The 18,190-nt window shown below is 72.7% G+C and carries 15 protein-coding genes and 1 pseudogene; 5 read left to right on the top strand and 11 right to left on the bottom strand.

The window, feature by feature from the left end; translation table 11 throughout:
• Window positions 1–3: 3 nt before the first annotated feature.
• Window positions 4–1,098, bottom strand: coding sequence for a mechanosensitive ion channel family protein (locus tag OHA89_RS33260; RefSeq protein WP_266611493.1), 1,095 nt, complete (start codon window positions 1,096–1,098; stop codon window positions 4–6).
• Between the two features lie 322 nt (window positions 1,099–1,420).
• On the opposite strand from OHA89_RS33260, the gene OHA89_RS33255 reads away from it, so the two are divergent.
• Window positions 1,421–3,736 (top strand): family 20 glycosylhydrolase, encoded by a 2,316-nt coding sequence (locus tag OHA89_RS33255; RefSeq protein ID WP_406367780.1) that lies wholly within the window; start codon window positions 1,421–1,423, stop codon window positions 3,734–3,736.
• Window positions 3,737–3,759: 23 nt separating this feature from the next.
• On the opposite strand, the gene OHA89_RS33250 is transcribed toward OHA89_RS33255, so the two are convergent.
• Window positions 3,760–4,356 carry a TetR/AcrR family transcriptional regulator gene (locus OHA89_RS33250; RefSeq protein WP_266611489.1) on the bottom strand — a complete coding sequence of 199 codons (597 nt, stop codon included), beginning with the start codon at window positions 4,354–4,356 and terminating at the stop codon, window positions 3,760–3,762.
• A gap of 134 nt (window positions 4,357–4,490) precedes the next feature.
• On the opposite strand from OHA89_RS33250, the gene OHA89_RS33245 reads away from it, so the two are divergent.
• Window positions 4,491–4,946 (top strand): nitroreductase family deazaflavin-dependent oxidoreductase, encoded by a 456-nt coding sequence (locus OHA89_RS33245; RefSeq protein WP_266611487.1) that lies wholly within the window; start codon window positions 4,491–4,493, stop codon window positions 4,944–4,946.
• A 15-nt stretch (window positions 4,947–4,961) separates the two neighbouring features.
• Here OHA89_RS33245 and OHA89_RS33240 read toward each other — a convergent pair whose 3' ends face one another.
• The 3 genes and pseudogenes from OHA89_RS33240 to OHA89_RS33230 all read right to left on the bottom strand — a co-directional run bounded on the left by OHA89_RS33240 (window position 4,962) and on the right by OHA89_RS33230 (window position 9,529).
• On the bottom strand, window positions 4,962–6,551 hold the full coding sequence (locus OHA89_RS33240) for a phytoene desaturase family protein (RefSeq protein WP_406367779.1): 1,590 nt from the start codon (window positions 6,549–6,551) through the stop codon (window positions 4,962–4,964).
• Window positions 6,552–6,568: 17 nt separating this feature from the next.
• A pseudogene (locus OHA89_RS33235) lies at window positions 6,569–8,606 on the bottom strand (protein kinase domain-containing protein); the annotation flags it as partial.
• On the bottom strand, window positions 8,588–9,529 hold the full coding sequence (locus OHA89_RS33230) for an oxygenase MpaB family protein (RefSeq protein ID WP_406367778.1): 942 nt from the start codon (window positions 9,527–9,529) through the stop codon (window positions 8,588–8,590). The gene OHA89_RS33230 and the pseudogene OHA89_RS33235, both read right to left, overlap by 19 nt.
• A 106-nt stretch (window positions 9,530–9,635) precedes the next feature.
• Between OHA89_RS33230 and OHA89_RS33225 the strand changes: the two genes are divergently transcribed.
• On the top strand, window positions 9,636–10,034 hold the full coding sequence (locus OHA89_RS33225; RefSeq protein WP_266611479.1) for a DUF4440 domain-containing protein: 399 nt from the start codon (window positions 9,636–9,638) through the stop codon (window positions 10,032–10,034).
• Window positions 10,035–10,067: 33 nt separating this feature from the next.
• Here OHA89_RS33225 and OHA89_RS33220 read toward each other — a convergent pair whose 3' ends face one another.
• The 3 genes from OHA89_RS33220 to OHA89_RS33210 all read right to left on the bottom strand — a co-directional run bounded on the left by OHA89_RS33220 (window position 10,068) and on the right by OHA89_RS33210 (window position 13,139).
• Window positions 10,068–11,258 carry an acyl-CoA dehydrogenase family protein gene (locus OHA89_RS33220; RefSeq protein WP_406367777.1) on the bottom strand — a complete coding sequence of 397 codons (1,191 nt, stop codon included), beginning with the start codon at window positions 11,256–11,258 and terminating at the stop codon, window positions 10,068–10,070.
• A 145-nt stretch (window positions 11,259–11,403) separates the two neighbouring features.
• Window positions 11,404–12,240 carry a class II fructose-bisphosphate aldolase gene (locus OHA89_RS33215; RefSeq protein ID WP_257557998.1) on the bottom strand — a complete coding sequence of 279 codons (837 nt, stop codon included), beginning with the start codon at window positions 12,238–12,240 and terminating at the stop codon, window positions 11,404–11,406.
• Window positions 12,237–13,139: an SIS domain-containing protein gene (locus OHA89_RS33210; protein WP_406367776.1), complete on the bottom strand. Its 903-nt coding sequence runs from the start codon at window positions 13,137–13,139 to the stop codon at window positions 12,237–12,239. Before OHA89_RS33210 ends, OHA89_RS33215 begins: the two co-directional genes overlap by 4 nt.
• A 146-nt stretch (window positions 13,140–13,285) precedes the next feature.
• On the opposite strand from OHA89_RS33210, the gene OHA89_RS33205 reads away from it, so the two are divergent.
• Window positions 13,286–14,065: a DeoR/GlpR family DNA-binding transcription regulator gene (locus tag OHA89_RS33205; protein WP_257557994.1), complete on the top strand. Its 780-nt coding sequence runs from the start codon at window positions 13,286–13,288 to the stop codon at window positions 14,063–14,065.
• 8 nt (window positions 14,066–14,073) lie between these two features.
• On the top strand, window positions 14,074–14,850 hold the full coding sequence (locus OHA89_RS33200; protein WP_266612558.1) for an MBL fold metallo-hydrolase: 777 nt from the start codon (window positions 14,074–14,076) through the stop codon (window positions 14,848–14,850).
• Window positions 14,851–14,868: 18 nt separating this feature from the next.
• Here OHA89_RS33200 and OHA89_RS33195 read toward each other — a convergent pair whose 3' ends face one another.
• From OHA89_RS33195 to tdh, 3 genes are all read right to left on the bottom strand, one after another.
• Window positions 14,869–15,783, bottom strand: coding sequence for a LysR family transcriptional regulator (locus OHA89_RS33195; protein WP_266611473.1), 915 nt, complete (start codon window positions 15,781–15,783; stop codon window positions 14,869–14,871).
• Window positions 15,784–15,795: 12 nt separating this feature from the next.
• Complete coding sequence (locus OHA89_RS33190) at window positions 15,796–17,004, bottom strand: glycine C-acetyltransferase (protein ID WP_266611471.1); 1,209 nt, start codon at window positions 17,002–17,004, stop codon at window positions 15,796–15,798.
• A 121-nt stretch (window positions 17,005–17,125) separates the two neighbouring features.
• Window positions 17,126–18,154 carry an L-threonine 3-dehydrogenase gene (gene tdh / locus OHA89_RS33185; RefSeq protein WP_257557989.1) on the bottom strand — a complete coding sequence of 343 codons (1,029 nt, stop codon included), beginning with the start codon at window positions 18,152–18,154 and terminating at the stop codon, window positions 17,126–17,128.
• Between the last annotated feature and the right edge of the window lie 36 nt (window positions 18,155–18,190).

Genomic DNA, 18,190 nt, shown 5'->3' with positions numbered 1-18,190 from the left:
CCCTCAGCGCTCAGCCGGCACCGGGGCAGAGGCAGAGACAGGGGCATCGCGCTGGCGCGGGAACGGTGACCCCGACGGCTGGACCGAGACCGTCCGCGTGGGGGCGGGGATGGAGATCGCCTCCGCCCGGTACCGCTCGTGCAGGCGCTTGATGAACTCGTGCTTGATCCGGTACTGGTCACTGAACTCGCCCACGCCCAGGATCACGGTGAAGTTGATCCTGGAGTCCGCGAAGGTGTGGAAGCGGACGGCGGCCTCGTGGTCGGCGACTCCTCCGGAGACATCGGCCATCACGCTGTCGACGACATCGAGCGTGACCCGCTCGACGTGCTCCAGGTCGCTGTCGTAGCCGACACCCACCTGGACGAGGAGCGACAACTTCTGTTCCGGCTGGGTGAAGTTGGTCATGTTCGTACGCGCGAGGCGGCCGTTGGGGATGATCACCAGGTTGTTCGACAGGTTGCGCACCACCGTGTTGCGCCAGTTGATGTCTACGACATAACCCTCCTCGCCGCTGCTGAGCCGGATGTAGTCACCGGGCTGCACCGTCTTCGAGGCGAGGATGTGCACTCCCGCGAAGAGGTTGGCGAGCGTGTCCTGCAGCGCCAGCGCGACCGCGAGGCCGCCCACTCCGAGGGCGGTGAGCAGTGGCGCGATGGACACGCCCATGGTTTCGAGTGCGACGAGCACGCCCATCGTCAGCACGACGACACGCGTGATGTTGACGAAGATGGTGGCCGATCCGGCCACACCCGTACGGGCCTGCGCCAGGGACTGCACGAGCCCCGCGACGACCCTGGCCGCCGTGACCGTGGCCATGAGGATGAGCAGGGCGGTCAGCGACTGGTTCACGATCCCCGTGACCCGCGTGGTGAGCGGCAGCACGGAGGCCGCCGCGGCGGCGCCGCCGATGACGGCCGCCCAGGGCACGAGGGTGCGCAGCGCGTCGACGATGGCGTCGTCCCCGGTCCACGCCGTCCTGCTCGCGTGCTTGCCCAGCCACTTCAGTACGGCGCGCAGCAGCAACCCGGCCGCGATACCCGCCGCCATCGCGATGGCGGCCACCACCCAGTCGTGCAGGACGAGATCCCGGCTCAAAGGATCCCCTCCGAACCGCGGCGGGCCGGGGGAACGGCGAGGGGCGCGGCCGACCGCCGTATGTGTTGTGTCGTCACTTCGTCACCTGTCAGTTCGTGCTGTGCGGGGCCCCGTTCGGACGTGCGTGCGCACGCGAAGCGGGCTGCCATCCTGCCCCATGGGCAGCGGGGCGCCGCAGGTGGGCCGGTCTCACCGGAACGCGATCTTGCACAATCCTGCGCGTTCCGGCACGCCTTCGAGCATCTCTTGACATGGACACGCCGCTGCGCTGCACTGGTGCACCCCACACGCCCCGCTCGGCCACACCCGGCTGGAGGCAGCCATGCGTCTGCTCAGATTGCTGATCGCCACCGCCTGCGCGGTGTTCGCACTGGCATTACCCGGCGTCGGCGCCGGAGCCGGAGCCGCCCAGGCGGCGGCCGCCGGGCCGCCGCAGACCGTACCGGCGCTGCGCCAATGGACGGCAGGAACCGGTACGTACACCTTCACCGACGCCACGCGCATCGTCGTCGATCCCGCCTACACCGCCCAACTCGCGGACGAGGCAGCCACGTTCGCGCAGGACCTGCAGGCGCTGACCGGGCGCAGCGTGGCCGTCGCCACCGGGAGCCCCGCCGCCGGTGACATCGGCCTCAGCCTCGGCGGCGCCGCCCTGCCCGCCGAGGGGTACCGGATGACGGTCGCGGGATCCCTCACCATCCAGGCCGGGACCGACACCGGCGCGTTCCACGGCACCCGCAGCGTCCTCCAGCTCCTGCACCGGTCCACCTCGGTGCCGGCCGGCACGGCGGTGGACTGGCCCGCCAAGGCCGAGCGCGGACTCATGGTCGACCAGGGGCGGAAGTTCTTCACCGTCGACTGGCTCAAGCAGCACATCAAGGAGCTGGCCTACCTCAAGCTCAACTACTTCCACTTCCACCTGTCGGACACCTTCGGATTCCGTCTGGAGAGCTCCACCCACCCGGAGATCGTCTCCGCCGACCACTACTCCAAGCAGGACATCGCCGACCTGGTCGAGCTCGGCCGCAAGTACCACGTCACGATCGTCCCGGAGATAGACACCCCCGGTCACATGAACGCGGTCCTGGCCGCGCACCCCGAACTCAAGCTCAAGAGCAGCTCCGGCGCGGTCAGCCCCGACTTCATCGACCTCTCGCTGCCCGGTTCGTACACGCTGATCAAGGACCTGATCAACGAGTACCTGCCACTGTTCCCGGCCCCGTACTGGCACATCGGCGCGGACGAATACGTCACCGACTACGCCAAGTACCCGCAGCTGCTCAGCTACGCCCGCGCCCACTACGGCGCGAACGCCACCGCCAAGGACACCTACTACGGGTTCGTCAACTGGGCGGACGACCTGGTGCGGGCGGGCGGCAAGACCACCCGGATGTGGAACGACGGCATCAAGTCCGGCGACGGGACCCTCCGTCCCCACCCCGGCATCGTCGTCGAATACTGGTACACCTACGGCCTCACTCCCCAGCAGTTGGCCGACGCCGGGCACGTCGTGGCCAACGAGTCCTGGACCCCCACCTATTACGTGCTCGGGGGCGCGAAGCCCGACACCAAGTGGATGTACGAGACCTGGACCCCGGACCGCTTCGAGGGCGGCAACACCCTGTCCGACCCGGCGAAGAACCCCGGTTCGCTGATCCACGTCTGGTGCGACAACCCCACCGCCGAGACGGAGGAACAGATAGCCGCCGGAATCATGTACCCGCTGCGCGCACTGGCCCAGCAGACCTGGGGATCCCCGAAGCTCGCGACGACGTACGCCGCGTTCACCCCCCTCGTCGCGGCCGTCGGGCACAACCCTGCCTGGCCCGGCCTCGCCCAGCCCGGGAACCTGGCCCTGGGCCGTCCGACCACCGCCTCCAGCACGGAGACGCCGAACTTCCCGGCGGCAGCGGCCACCGACGGCGACCCCGGCACCCGCTGGTCCAGCGCCTACAGCGACCCGCAGTGGCTCCAGGTCGACCTCGGCTCCCCCCAGAGCGTCAGCCGCGTCGTGTTGCGCTGGGAGGCGGCGTACGGGAAGTCCTTCCGGATCGAGCTCTCCGACGACGCCTCCACCTGGCGCACCGTCCAGTCCACGACCACCGGCAGCGGCGGAGTGCAGGACCTGACCGGCCTGACCGGATCCGGCCGGTACATCCGCGTGTACGGCACCCAGCGGGGCACCTCCTACGGCTACTCGCTCCACGAGTTCGAGGTGTACGGCGGACAGCTGAGCGGCACCCGTACCCTCACAGCGGGCGGCAAGGCGCTCGACGACCCGGCGAGCTCCGGCACGTCCGGCACCCAGCTGATCACCTGGACACCGCACGGCGGTCCCAACCAGCAGTGGCAGCTGACCCTCAACGCTGACGGCAGCCACACCCTGGTCAACGGCGCGTCCAGGCTGTGCGCCGACGTCTCCGGCGGCTCGACCGCCGCGGGCGCGGCCGTCGTCCAGGCGACGTGCACCGGCAGCGACAGCCAGCGCTGGAAGGTCACCGCCCTCGGCACCGGCGGCTACTCGGTGGCCAACAAGAAGAGCGCCCTCCTGCTGACCACGGCCTCGGGCGCGGACGGAGCCCTGGTCACCCAGCAGCCGGCCAACGGCTCGGCCTATCAGCAGTGGCAGATCACCTGACCCCGCTGAGCTGACGGCCGGGCCTAGGGGCCGAGGGCCGCGTCGAGCATCCGCCGGGTGACGGAGGTCAGTTCGGACAGGTCCGGCGCCGGGCGGGAGCGGGCGAAGGCCCCGGCCAGCCGGTCGTAGAGGAGCCCGTCGGCCCAGGCGACCAGCAGGTCGGCCGCCTCCTCGGGGCGGTCCGCGCCGAGTGCGGCGAGGACCGCCGCCGCCCGGGCCCGCGCCCCCTGGCCCGCCCGGTGGAAGTCCGTCTCCAGCTCCGGGTTGCGGGCCGCCTCCAGGCTGAGCTCGAAGCGGGCCAGCTGGCGTGCGCGGCCCGTCGTCAGCCAGCGGTACAGCAGTCCGGCGAGGGCCGCCGCGGCCGCCTCCCGGTCCGGCGGCGGAACCGGCGGCCCCTCCCCGTCGAAGTCGGCGAGGTCCAGCTCCGCCAGGCGCTGGTAGCAGGCGGAGATCAGCGCCGTCCGCGTACGGAAGTAGTACGAGGTGCTGCCCGCCGGCAGCGCCGCCGCCGCGTCGACCGCCCGGTGGGTCAGGGCCCGCAGCCCTCCCGCGGCGACGAGGTCGATCGCGGTGTCCGCGATGAGGGTCCTGCGGCCGGTTCCGCGTTCGGGGAGGGACATGGATTCACTCTACACCTGTAGAGTGAATCCATGCCGAACTCCCCCACCCAAGCGGAATGAACACCGTACCCACGGGCGTTGACAGTCGTTGTTGAGGTTTGTTGACCGTTCAACACGAAGGCAGGCAAATCGCCATGACGACCGAGATCGACTGGGACAACCCGACCGACCCGAGGCCCGGAAGCTGGCAGCTCGACCACGTCAAGCAGTACGTGGCCTCGAACGGGGCCGAGGGCCAGTTCTGGAACGGCACCCAGACCCTGCTGCTCACCACCGTGGGCAGGGTATCCGGCAACCCGGTGCGCACGCCCCTCATCTACGGTGAGGACGACGGCCGTTACCTCATCGTCGCCTCCAAGGGCGGCGACCCGGCGCACCCGCTCTGGTACCGGAACCTGACCGAGCACCCCGAGGTCCGCATCCAGGTCGGCCCCCGGACCCTCCAGGGCACGGCCCGTACCGCGACGGCCGAGGAGCGTGCCGCGTACTGGCCGCTGATGGTGAAGCACTGGCCCGCCTACGACGAGTACCAGACCAAGACCGACCGCGAGATCCCGATCGTCGTCATCGAACCCATCAGCGGCGAATAACGGCGCACCGCGAGGTCAGTGCCCCAGTACCGCCATCGCCGCGTTGTGTCCGGGGACCCCGCTGACACCGCCGCCGCGCACCGCCCCCGCACCGCACAGCAGTACGTTGCGGTGGGCGGTCTCCACGCCCCACCTGCCGCCGGCGGCGGTGTCCGCGGCCCCGAACGGCCAGGACAGGTCCCGGTGGAAGATGTGGCCGCCGGGCAGGCGCAGTTCGCGCTCCAGGTCCAGCGGGGTCTTCGCCTCGATGCACGGGCGGCCGTCCGCGTCGAAGGCGAGGCAGTCGGTGAGCGGTTCGGCCAGGTGCGCGTCGAGCTGCGCGAGGGTGGCGGTCAGCAGCACCTCGCGGGCCTGCCGGTTGTCGTGTGCGAACAGCCGGGCCGGGGTGTGCAGGCCGAACAGGGTGAGCGTCTGGTAGCCCTGCTCCACCAGCTCCGGCCCGAGGATCGTCGGGTCGGTCAGCGAATGGCAGTAGATCTCCGAGGGCGGTACGGAGGGCAGCTCTCCGGACGCGGCCTCCGCATGGGCCCTGGCCAGTCCCGCGTAGCCCTCGGCGATGTGGAAGGTGCCGCCGAAGGCCTCGCGCGGGTCGACGGAGGTGTCCCGCAGCCGGGGCAGCCGCCGCAGCAGCATGTTGACCTTGAGCTGGGCTCCCTCGGGGGCCGGCTCCGCCGGTGTCTCGCCGAGGAGTTCGGCCAGCGCCCGCGGCGAGGCGTTCACCAGGACCGTGCGGCCGACGGCCCGCCCCTCGCCGGCCGCCGTACGGAACACCACCTCGGCCGGCGCGGTGCCGTCCGTGTAGATCCGAAGCACCTCGTGCCCGGCGGCGATCTCCGCCCCGGCCGCACGCGCCGCCTCGGCCAGGGCGTCCGTGAGCGCGCCCATGCCGCCGACGGGCACGTCCCAGTCCCCGGTGCCGCCGCCGATGACGTGGTAGAGAAAACAGCGGTTCTGGGCGAGCGAGGGATCGTGCGCGTCCGCGAAGGTGCCGATCAGCCCGTCGGTCAGGACCACGCCGCGCACCAGGTCGTCGGCGAAGTGCCGCTCCACCGCCTGCCCGAGGGGCTCCTCGAACAGCATCCGCCAGGCCGCGTCGTCGTCGATCCGGGCGCGCAGCTCTTCCCGGGTGGGCAGTGGCTCGGTCAGGGTCGGGAAGACCTTCCCGGCGACCCGGCCCGTGGTCCCGTAGAAGGCCCGCCAGCTTTCGTACTCCCGGTCCGAGCCGGTCAGCCGCGCGAAGGACTCGCGGGTGCGCGCCTCACCCCCGCCGACGAGGAGCCCGCCGGGACGCCCGTCGCGCACGGTGGGCGTGTAGGAGGAGACGGCGCGCTTGCGGACCGCGAACCGCAGCCCCAGATCGCGCAGGATCTTGGCGGGGAGCAGGGAGACGAGGTACGAGTAGCGCGAGAGGCGGGCGTCGACCCCGGCGAACGGGCGGGTGGAGACGGCCGCCCCTCCGGTGTGCCCGAGCCGCTCCAGGACCAGCACCGAGCGCCCCGCCCGGGCCAGGTACGCGGCGGCGACCAGGCCGTTGTGGCCTCCGCCCACGATCACCGCGTCGTAGACGTCGTGTCCGAAACCGCTGGAGCCCCGCATGGCTGTCATGGCTCTTGGTAACACACCTGGCCCAGCCGCTCCAGACAGTAGGCCTCGTCGGCGTGTGCCAGGGCGGTGTCGGGATGCTCGTCTCCCAGGGCCCGCTCGCGGATCCCGGCCAGGTCCCGGTAGATGGGCAGCGCCTCATCCCAACGGCCCAGCCGGCCCAGTCCCGCGGCGAGTTCGCGGCGGCTGACCAGCGTGTCCGGGTGCTCGGCGCCGAGCACCCGGGCCCGTGCGGCGCCCACCTGGCGCGCCTCGGTCACCGCCTCCGCCCAGCGGTCCAGACGGCCCAGGTTGACGCCGAGGACGTGCCGGGCGCGCAGGGTCTCCGGGTCGGCGGCCCCGTACGCGCGGGTGCGGTCGCGGACCAGGGCCCGGAACAGGTCGAGGGCCTGGGCGCTGTTCCCGGTGCGGCCGAGCGCGATGCCGACCTCGTAGCGCGCGGCCAGGGTGTCGGGGTGGTCGCGGCCGAGCACCCGTTCCCGTACGGCGGCGACCTCGCGGAAGGCCGCCAGGGCCTCCTGCCAGCGCTCCAGGCGGCCGAGCGCGTACGCCACCTCGTAGCGGGTCAGCAGGGTGTCCGCGTGCTCGGCGCCGAGCACGGCCGTCCGGTCGGCGGCGACCTCGGCGGCCGTGGCGTGGGCCTCCGCGAACCGGCCGAGCGCGCCCAGCGCGCAGGCCAGGTTGTGGCGGCAGCGCAGGGTGTCGGGGTGGAGCGGCCCCGCGGAGCGCTCGCGGGCCAGGAGCACCGCGCGGTAGATCGCGTACGCCTCCGGGTGCCGCCCGAGCCTGCCCAGTTCGTACGCCGCCTCCTGGCGCGCGGCGAGGGTGTCGGCGTGGTCCGGGCCGAGCAGCCGGGCGCGGCCCTCGGCCACGGTTTCGTACACGGCGAGGGCCTCCTCGGGGCGGCCGGCCCGGCTGAGGGAGAAGGCGCGGGTGTGGCCCGCGGCGAGGGCGTCGGGGCCGGTCCCGCGGGGGCCGGGGACGCGCGGCACCCCGTACGAGGCGGTGAGCCGGGGGTCCTCGGCGGGCGCGGGACGCAGGATCCGCTGCGCGCCGCTCGCGCGCGGCAGTCCAGGAGCCGGTGAGCACGGCCCACTCGCCGCTCGCGGGGCGGGCTTCGATCCCGGCCTTGCGCCCGGCGGTCATCCCGTGGGCCCAGGCCGGGAGGGGGGCCTGGGCGGCGGGCAGCCCGCCCGGGCCGAGGCGTGCCTCGACGAGCCGCCGGTGCACGTGGCGGGCGTCGCCGGGCCGGTCCTCGGGGCATTTGGCGAGGAGGTCCAGAACCACCTGTTCGAAGTATTCGGGCAGTTCGGGCCGGTGCTCGCGGAGCGGCACGGGAGCGTTGTCGCGGTGGCCGACCAGCACGGACCAGGAGTCGCCGAGGTCGAAGGGCGGTGCGCCGGTGGCGATCTCGTAGAGGACGCAGCCCAGGGAGTAGAGGTCGCTGCGGTGGTCGACCTCGCCGCCCGCGATCTGCTCGGGCGACATGTAGTGCGGGGTGCCCATGGCCATGCCGCCGCCGGTGAGCTTGGCGGTGAAGCCGATGTCGTGCGCGAGTCGGGCGATGCCGAAGTCGCAGATCTTCACGGTGCCGTCGGTGAGCCGCATGATGTTGGCCGGCTTCAGGTCGCGGTGGACGACGCCCTGGTCGTGGGTGTAGCCGAGCGCGGCCGCCATCTGCTCCGCGATGTCGACGACCACCTCCACGGGGAGCGGGCGGGTCTCGTTGTCCTCCAGGAGCTGGCTGAGGTTGCGGCCCTCGAGGAGCTCCATGACGAGGTAGAGGGGGCCCCCGGCGGCGCTGTCGTCGCCGAAGTCGTGGACGACGGTGACGCCCCGGTGCTGGAGGGACGCGGCGACTCGGGCCTCGCGGCGGAACCGCTCGCGCAGCACCTGGGTGAAGTGGGCGTCCTGCTCGGCCCCGATCGGTTTGAGACACTTCACGGCGACCTGTCGGCCCAGCGATTCGTCCCGGGCTCGCCACACCTCGCCCATGCCGCCGCGACCGATCAGGTCGAGCGACCGGTACCGGCCCTGGATCAGTCTGGACTCCGCCATGTCTTGAAGTCGCCCCCGTTGTCGTGCCTCGCCCTCCCCGGCCGGTCCAGTATGGCCGCTGATGTACGCAGTGTGTACGGGGAGGGGCGACTCCCGGGGCCCATGCGGCGCATCGCTTTCAAGATGTGACCTGGGGGCAGCTGCCAGCGCAGACCTGCGGGAATGCTGCGCAGCACGCGTCCGGTGAGGCGCAGGCGCCGGGTGACGGTGCGTGGGGCGGGTGCGGGGTGCCCGTACAGCTGGTGCGCCCAGCCGGGGAGGGTTCCGTAGGCGAGGGCGGCGAGCGGGCGCCACAGCAGATTCCGGCCAGGCACGAGCAGCGGGTGGACGGGCGGGCCGCGCAGGAAGTCGTCCACGGCGCGGGCGTCGGGGCCGGCGGCGAGCTCGGGGCGGATCTTCTCGAAGTAGGCGGCCAGCTGTGCGGTGTCGGCGGGGACGGCGGCCGGGTCGAGGCCGACGAGGCGGGCGTTCACCCGGTTCTCGTCGACGTAGCTGTCGGCCTGGGCGGGGGTGAGGTCGACGCCGGAGCGGCGCAGGACGTGCAGGAAGCTGTCGATCTGAGCGCAGTGGATCCAGAGCAGCAGTGCGGGGTCGTCGACGGGGAAGCGCTCGCCGGTGTCCGGGTCGGTGGCGGTGAGCTTGCGGTGGATCGCCCGGACGCGGGCGCCGGCGCGTTCGGCGTCCTCGGTGGTGCCGTAGGTGAGCGTGCCGACGAAGTCGGCGGTGCGCAGCAGCCGCCCCCAGGCGTCGTTCCTGAAGTCGCTGTTCTCCATGACCCCGCGGACGGCGCGCGGGTGCAGGGCCTGGAGGTAGAGGGCCCGGACCCCGGCGATCCACATCACCGGGTCCCCGTGGCAATGCCAGGTGACGGACGACGGCCCGTACAGGCCCGGGTCGGGGTCGACGGCCGCGGTGTTTCCCATCCCCGTACCTCCTGTCGCAGCTGCCCGGTGGCTCCAGCGTACGAGGCGTCCGGGAGCGGCGGCGACGGTATGGCCGCCGTCCGGACCACGGTGTTACGGTCGCGCCATGCCCAAGAGCGAGATCGACACGGTGACCGCCGAGTTCTTCGGTGCCTTCGACAACCGCGGCGGCAAGACCGCCGACGTGGCCCGGATCCGCCGGCTGGTCGTCCCGGGCGGCGTGATCGTCCTGACGGGCCCGGAGTTCACGGTCTACACCGTGGACGAGTTCGTCGAGCCCCGCCTGCGGCTGCTGACGGGCGGGCGGCTGGTCGAGTTCTCCGAGTGGGAGACCTCCGAACGGACCCAGATCGAGGGCGACATCGCCTCGCGGTTCGGCACGTACCGCAAGTCCGGGATCCTGGACGGCGAGCCCTTCGAGGGCGGCGGGACCAAGACCATCCAGTTCGTCCGCACCCCGGAGGGCTGGCGCATCTCGGCCTTCGCCTGGTACGACCGGCCCTGACCCCCGGCGGCGTCCGGCCCCGTACCCGTCCCGTCAGCGGCGGACCCGGGGCATGCCGAGGCCGATCCACGAGATGATCTCGCGCTGGATCTCGTTGTTGCCGCCGCCGAAGGTGAAGATGACCGCGCTGCGGTAACCGCGCTCCAGTTCGCCGTGCAGGACCGCGCCCGCGGAGCCGTCCTTCAGGAAGCCGGCCGCGCCGACCACCTCCATCAGCCAGGCGTACGCGTCCCTGCGCGCCTCGGAGCCGTAGACCTTGACGGCCGAGGCGTCCTGCGGGGTGAGGGTGCCGTCCTGGACGGCGTTGACCATCTGCCAGTTGAGCAGTTTCATCGCGTCGAGCCGGGCGTGGGTGCGGGCGAGGCGGCCGCGGACCCAGGATAGGTCGATCACCCGGCGGCCGTCGGCGAGCTTCGTCTCGGCGGCCCAGCGCTGGACGTCGTGGAGGGCCCGGATGGCCATCGTGCCGTGGGCGGCGAGGGTGACGCGCTCGTGGTTGAGCTGGTTGGTGATCAGGCGCCAGCCCTTGTTCTCCTGGCCGACGCGGCAGGTGGCGGGGACGCGGATGTTCTCGTAGTAGCTGGCGGTGGTGTCGTGCGAGGCGAGGGTGTTGATGAGGGTGCAGGAGTAGCCGGGGTCGGAGGTCGGCACGAGGAGCATGGTGATGCCCTTGTGGGCGGGGGCGTCCGGGTCGGTGCGCACCGCGAGCCAGACCCAGTCGGCGGTGTCGCCGTTGGTGGTCCAGATCTTCTGCCCGTTCACCACGTAGGTGCCGGTCTCCTCGTCGCCCTCACGGACGGCCTTGCACTTGAGCGCCGCGAGGTCGGTGCCCGCGTCCGGCTCGCTGTAGCCGATGGCGAAGTCGATCTCGCCCGCGAGGATCCTGGGCAGGAAGTACGCCTTCTGCTCGTCGGTGCCGAACTGCATGATGGTCGGCCCGACGGTGTTGAGCGCCATCAGGGGCAGCGGTACGACGGCCTGCGCGGCCTCGTCGAAGAAGATGAACTGGTCCATCGGGGACATCCCGCGCCCGCCGTACTCCTTCGGCCAGCCGACCCCGAGCCAGCCGTCGGCGCCGAGCCGGCGGATGGTCTCCCGGTAGAACCGCTTCTGCGCGGCCGGATCCTCGTAGCGGGCGTAGACGTCCTCAGGGATCAGCCGGGCGAAGTAGGCGCGCAGCTCGGTGCGCAACTGCTGCTGCTCAGGCGTGTATTCGAGGTGCACGGCCCCTCCGGGATTCTCGCGTCCAGCCGGTCGCTGTGGTGGCGGCGGTCAGAGTAGAACCAGTTTCAGAAATTCGGAAGGGGCCAGGAATTCGGAAGGGCCGGGAGTTCCGAAGGGATCCGTGCACCGGCAGCCGCGGACGCGGTCAGTTCAGGGCGTTGATCATGGCTGCGGCCGTCGCCGCCATCGCCGTACGGGCGGCCGTCAGGTAGGGCCTGGGGTCCGCCGGGGTGAGGTGGGTGCGAATCGCCTCGGTCATGGCCACGTTCAGGGCGGTGCCGATGTTGACCTTGCGGATGCCGCCCGCGACGGCCGCCGCGAGCTCCGCGTCCGGCAGCCCCGAGGAGCCGTGCAGGACGAGCGGCACGTCCACCGTCTTGGCGAGCCGGGCCAGCAGCGCGTGGTCCAGGGCCGCGGTCCGGCTGGTCATGGCGTGGCTGCTGCCGACGGCGACGGCCAGCGCGTCGACCCCGGAGTCGGCGACGAACCGGCGCGCCTCGTCGGGGTCGGTACGGGCGCCCGGCGCGTGCGGGTCCAGCGGGGCGGCGCCGTTCTTGCCGCCCACCTCGCCCAGCTCGGCCTCGATCCACAGCCCGTTGACGTGCGCCCAGTCGGCGGCGGAGCGGGTCGCCTCCAGGTTCTCGGCATACGGCAGGTGCGCGGCGTCGTACATCACCGAGCTGTATCCCGCGTCGCAGGCCTGGCGCAGCAGCTCGGAGCTCTTGACGTGGTCGAGGTGCAGGCCGACCGGGACCCCGGCGGCCTCGGCGCAGGCGGCGGCCGCGCGGGAGATGGGCAGCAGCTGCCCGCCGCGGAACTTCACGGCGTTCTCGCTGAGCTGGAGGATGACCGGCAGTCCGGCCGCCTCGGCTCCGGCGACGACCGCTTCGGCGTGCTCCAGCGTGATGATGTTGAAGGCGGCGACGGCGCGGCCCGCGCCCGCCGCCTTCTGGACGAGCGTGCCGGCGGGGACGAGGCTCATCGGACCGCCTCCTCTCCGGTGGTGAGGATCACCGAGCGGGTGAGGTGACGCGGCGCGTCCGGATCCAGCTGCTGGTGGGCGGCGACGGCCAGGGCGAGGCGGTGCACCCGGACCAGCTCGGCGAGCGGGTCGAGCCTGCCCGCCACCCACTGGGATCCGGTGCTCCGCACCTGCTCGGCGAGCCCCTCGGGGGCCTCGTCGAGCGACCAGGTGACGGTGCCGGGCCCGGAGACGCTGATGGGCCCGTGCCGGTACTCCATCGCCGGATAGGACTCGGCCCAGGACAGGGAGGCCTCGCGCATCTTCAGCGCGGCCTCGTTCGCGAGGCCGACGCTCCAGCCGCGGCCGAGGAAGGTGAACTGCCCCCGGCTCGCCAGCTCGGCGGGGAGCGGCTCGGCGAGCGCGGTCCGCGCGTCGGCGACCACACCGGAGGTGTGCAGTCCGGCGTGGGCGCGGAGCAGGGTGAGGGCGGTGGTGGCGAAGCGGGTCTGTACGACGGAGCGCTCGTCGGCGAAGTCGAGGACGACGAGTTCGTCGGCGAGGGTCATCACCGGGGTGGCCGGATCGCCGATGACGGCGGTCGTGGGCACGCCCGCGTCCCGCAGTCCGGCCAGCAGGTCCAGCACCTCGGTGGTGGTCCCGGAGCGAGTGAGGGCGACGACGCGGTCGTAGCGGCGGTGGCGCGGGAACTCCGAGGCGGGGAACGCGTCGGTCTCCCCCTGACCGGCTTCCTCGCGCAACACGGCGGCCGCCTGGGCCATGTAGTACGAGGTCCCGCACCCGACGATCGCGGTACGCTCCCCCGGCTGCGGCAGCACCGCCCGCCGGGCCGGGGCCAGTTCGGCGGCCCGCTCCCAGCATTCGGGCTGTGTGCCCAACTCGTGCGCGACGTGACTCATGCAGGCTCCCTCGTGCGACAGACGGGTCTGAATGCGTTTTCCTGCAAGGTAGCTGGCAGTTTCGCGCAACTTCAAGCATCAACGAGATGATCGCCTGAGTTAGTGTCGGCGGGTAAGCCGATGGAGCACACCGAAGGGGGCGGCCGATGACCCGCAAGGAGCGCTGGCAGGCACTGCTGGACCTGCTGGTGGAGCGGGGCGAGGTGGAGGTGGAACCGGCCGCCGAGGCCCTCGGCGTGTCCGCAGCGACCATCCGCCGCGACCTCGACCAGCTCGCCGAGCAGCAGCTGCTGGTCCGCACGCGCGGTGGGGCCGTGCTGCACGGGGTCTCGTACGAACTCCCCCTGCGCTACCGCACCTCGCGCCGCGCCGCCGAGAAGCGCCGCATCAGCGAGGCGGTCGCGGCCCTGATCACCCCGGGCGAGGTGATCGGCCTGACGGGCGGTACCACGACCACCGAGGTCGCGCGGGCCCTGGCCGGCCGCCCGGACCTGGCCCAGGGCTCCCCGGCGCTCACCGTGGTGACCAACGCGCTCAACATCGCGGGCGAGCTGGTGATCCGGCCGCAGTTCAAGATCGTGCTGACCGGCGGTGTGGCGCGCCCGCAGTCCTACGAGCTGACGGGCCCGCTGGCCGAGCAGGTACTCGGGCAGCTCGCGGTGGACACGGCGGTGCTCGGCGTGGACGGCTTCGACCCGGCGGACGGCGCGGCGACCCGCCACGAGGACGAGGCCTCGGTCAACCGCCTGCTGTGCGAGCGGGCCCGCCGGGTGGTGATCGCGGCCGACTCCAGCAAGCTGGGCGTACGCGCCTTCGCCCGTATCTGCGCGACCTCGTCGGTGGACGTCCTGGTGACGGACACGGGCCTGGCGGCCGGGGTGGCCCGGGAGTTCGAGGCGGCGGGGGTGGAAGTGGTGCGGGTATGAGCGACGCAATGGACGGCGATCCGCTGCGGCTGACCGTGCTCGGCAGCGCGACGCCGTATCCGAGTGCCGACAACCCCTGCTCCGGCTACCTGGTGTCCGGCGGCGGCACCCGCATCTGGATGGACGCCGGCAGCGGCACGCTCGGCCCGCTCCAGCGCTACGTCGGGCTGGGCGAGCTGGACGCGGTCTGGATCTCGCACCTGCACGCCGACCACAGCGCGGACCTCCTGACCGCGTACTACGGCCTGCTCTTCGCCGACGTCGAACGAGCGGCGCCGCTGCCGCTGTTCGGCCCGCCGGGGACCGCCGACCGGCTGGCCGGGTTCCTCACCAACGGCGCCGCGCGCAGCCCCGTCGAGTCCGCCTTCGCCGTCCACGAGCTGTCCGACGGACACCGGACGCGGGTCGGGGCGCTCACCCTCACCAGCCGCGCCGTGACGCACGGGATGCCCGCCTTCGCCGTCCGCGTCGAGGCCGGCGGCCGGGCGCTGGTCTATTCCGGGGACACGGCTCCCTGCCCCGCGCTGACGTCCCTCGCCGAGGGCTGCGACCTGCTGCTGTGCGAGTCCGAGAGCGCCCGGCGTCCGGCGCGGGGCGAGGCCGAACACCTCCACCACACGCCCGAGGAGGCCGGTACGACGGCGGCCGCCGCGCGCGCCGCCCGGCTGGTCGTCACGCACGTGGGCCGTGACCTCACCCCCGGCGAGGCGGTGGCCCGTGCCTCGGCGCACTACGCCGGGCCCGTCGGACACGCCGCGCCCGGGGCCGTCTTCACGCTCGGCTGAGCGACGGGAGTCCGGAGCTCAGTGCGCCGGCAGCCGCTCCGACTCCCGGACCAGGGCGGCCAGGACGGGGGCGATGAGCGGGTGGGTCTCGCCGCCGCGGCGGGTGGCGGCGAAGACCCGGCGGGTGGCGGCCGGGCCGGCGACCGGACGGACCTGGACCTCCTTGAGGTCCATGCCCCGCAGCGCCGAACGCGGCACGAGGGCCACCCCGGCCCCCGCGCCCACCAGCGCCGTCACCGCGCGGAAGTCGTCGGACGAGTGGACGAACCGGGGCTGGAAGCCCGCCAGTTCACACGCGAGCAGCGTCACGTCGTGACAGGGGTTGCCGGGGTACTGGCCCACCCAGTCCGCGTCGGACAGGTCCGCCAGCGCCACCGCGGGCAGGTCGGCCAGCGGGTGCCCCGAGGGCAGCACGGCGTCGAAGGGCTCCGCGTACAGCGGGAGGACGGACAGCCGCTTGTCGTCCGCCCCCGGCCCGCCCCGGTACTCGACGGCCAGGGCCACGTCCGCCTCGCCGTCCAGCAGCAGCGGCAGGCTCTGGTCGCCCTCCGCGTCCCGTACCCGCAGCCGGATCCCGGGGTGGTCCAGCGCCAGCCGGGCGATGGCCGGGGCCAGTACCTCCGCGATGCCGGTGGCGAAGGCGGCCACCGTCACCTCGCCGGCCGAGCCGCCCGCGTACGCCGCGAGTTCGGCCTCCGCCCGCTCCAGCTGCGCCAGCACCTCGTGGGCGTGGCCGAGCAGGATCTCACCAGCCGCGGTGAGCCGTACGCCCCGGCCGCTGCGGGTGAGCAGGGCGTGGCCCGTCTCCTGTTCCAGAGCCGCGAGCTGCTGGGAGACGGCGGAGGGAGTGAGGTACAGGGCTGCGGCCGCGGCGGTCACCGTACGGTGGTCCGCCACGGCCCGCAGGATGCGCAGCCGGCGGGGGTCGATCACCCCACCATTGTCTCAGGCCCCGTCGGCCACCAGCGCCGCACGGGCATCGACGAACGCGGCCACCGCGCGCTCCACGTCGGCCGTCGAGTGGGCCGCCGAGAGCTGCACGCGGATGCGCGCCGCGCCCATCGGCACCACCGGGTAGGAGAAGCCGATCACGTAGACCCCGCGCTCCAGGAGCAGCTCGGCCATCCTGGCCGCCTCGGCCGCGTCGCCGATCATCACGGGGGCGATGGCGTGGTCGCCGGGCAGGATCTCGAAACCGGCCTCGGTCATCTTCGTACGGAAGAGCGCGGTGTTGGCGGCGAGGTGCTCGCGCAGGTCGCCGGCCGACTCCAGCAGGTCGAGGACCTTGAGGGAGGCCGCCGCGATGACCGGGGCGAGGGAGTTGGAGAAGAGGTACGGGCGCGAGCGCTGGCGCAGCAGCTCGACGATCTCGGCGCGCGCCGCGACGTAGCCGCCGGAGGCGCCGCCCAGGGCCTTGCCGAGGGTGCCGGTGATGATGTCGACCCGGTCCATGACCCCGTGCAGCTCCGGGGTGCCGCGGCCGCCGGGGCCGACGAAGCCGACGGCGTGCGAGTCGTCGACCATGACCATGGCGTCGTAACGCTCGGCGAGGTCGCAGATCTCCTGGAGGGGGGCCACGTAGCCGTCCATGGAGAAGACGCCGTCGGTGACGATCAGCTTGCGGCGGGCGCCGCCCTCGGTGGCCTCCTTCAGGCGCGTCTCCAGCTCGGCCATGTCGCGGTTGGCGTAGCGGAAGCGGCGGGCCTTGGACAGGCGGATGCCGTCGATGATCGAGGCGTGGTTGAGGGCGTCGGAGATGACCGCGTCCTCGGCGCCGAGGAGGGTCTCGAAGACGCCGCCGTTGGCGTCGAAGCAGGAGGAGTAGAGGATCGTGTCCTCCTGGCCGAGGAACGCCGACAGCCGCGCCTCCAGCTCCTTGTGCACCTCCTGCGTGCCGCAGATGAAGCGGACGGAGGCCATGCCGTAGCCCCAGCGGTCCAGCGCGTCCTTCGCGGCGGCGACGACCTCGGGGTGGTCGGCCAGCCCCAGGTAGTTGTTGGCGCAGAAGTTGAGGACCTCTCCCGCGGCGCCGCCCGAGGTGACGGCGACGGCCGCGTTCTGCGGGGTGCCGATGACGCGCTCGGGCTTGTGCAGGCCGGCGGCGCGGATCTCGTCGAGGGTGGTGCGCAGGTCCTCGCGGACGGACTCGAACATGGTGCGTTCTCCTTGTGCGGCGGAGGCGGACGGGAGGCGGAGAGAGGGGGGCCGGACCCCGCGGAGGGGGGAGGGTGTGCGGGGCCCGGCCGGGGGGAGATGGTCTGAGGCGAGGAGGCGCTTACGCCGTCCAGTCCAGGATGATCTTGCCGCTGCGGGCGGTCGAGGCCTCGTCGAACGCCGCGTCGAAGTCGCGGTGCGAGTAGCGGCCGGTGATGACCGGGCTGAGGTCGAGCCCGCCCTCCAGCAGCACCGTCATGGCGTACCAGGTCTCGAACATCTCGCGGCCGTAGATGCCCTTGATGGTGATCATCGAGGTGACCACCTTGGCCCAGTCCACCGGGAACTCCTGCGCCGGCAGGCCCAGCATGGCGATCCGGCCGCCGTGCGTCATGTTGTCGATCATGTCGCGCATCGCCTCGCCGCGGCCGGACATCTCCAGGCCGATGTCGAAGCCCTCGCGCAGGCCGAGCGAGCGCTGCGCGTCGGCGATGGAGGACTCGGCGACGTTCACCGCGAGCGTGGCGCCCGCCTTGCGGGCGATCTCCAGCCGCTCGGGGCTGACGTCGGTGATCACCACGCTGCGCGCACCGGCGTGCCGGGCCACGGCCGCCGCCATGATCCCGATCGGGCCGGCGCCGGTGATCAGCACGTCCTCGCCGACGAGGGGGAAGGACAGCGCGGTGTGCACGGCGTTGCCGAACGGGTCGAAGATCGCCGCGACGTCCAGGTCCACCGCCGTCCGGTGCACCCACACGTTCTGCGCGGGCAGCACCACGTACTCGGCGAAGGCGCCGTCGCGGCCGACCCCGAGGCCGATCGTGCTGCGGCACAGGTGGCGGCGTCCGGCCAGGCAGTTGCGGCACTTGCCGCACACCAGGTGGCCCTCGCCGCTGACCAGCGCGCCGATCTCGATGTCGCGGACGTCCGCACCGAGGGCGGCGACCTCGCCGACGAACTCGTGGCCGAGGACCAGCGGGGTCTTGACGGCGCCCTGCGCCCAGCCGTCCCAGGCGCGGATGTGCAGGTCGGTTCCGCAGATGCCGGTGCGCAGCACCTTGATCAGCACGTCGCCGGGGCCGTACTCGGGCTCGGGAACGTCCATGAGCCACAGTCCGGGCTCGGCCTTGTGCTTGACGAGTGCCTTCATGGGGGTGGCTCCAGGCATGCGGAAGGGGGCGCCGCG

Origin of the sequence: Streptomyces sp. NBC_01546 (assembly GCF_045208355.1) — a bacterium.
Taxonomy (GTDB): domain Bacteria; phylum Actinomycetota; class Actinomycetes; order Streptomycetales; family Streptomycetaceae; genus Streptomyces.
Note: the sequence above shows the minus strand (reverse complement) of the source record. Positions and strands in the feature narration are given on the sequence as shown.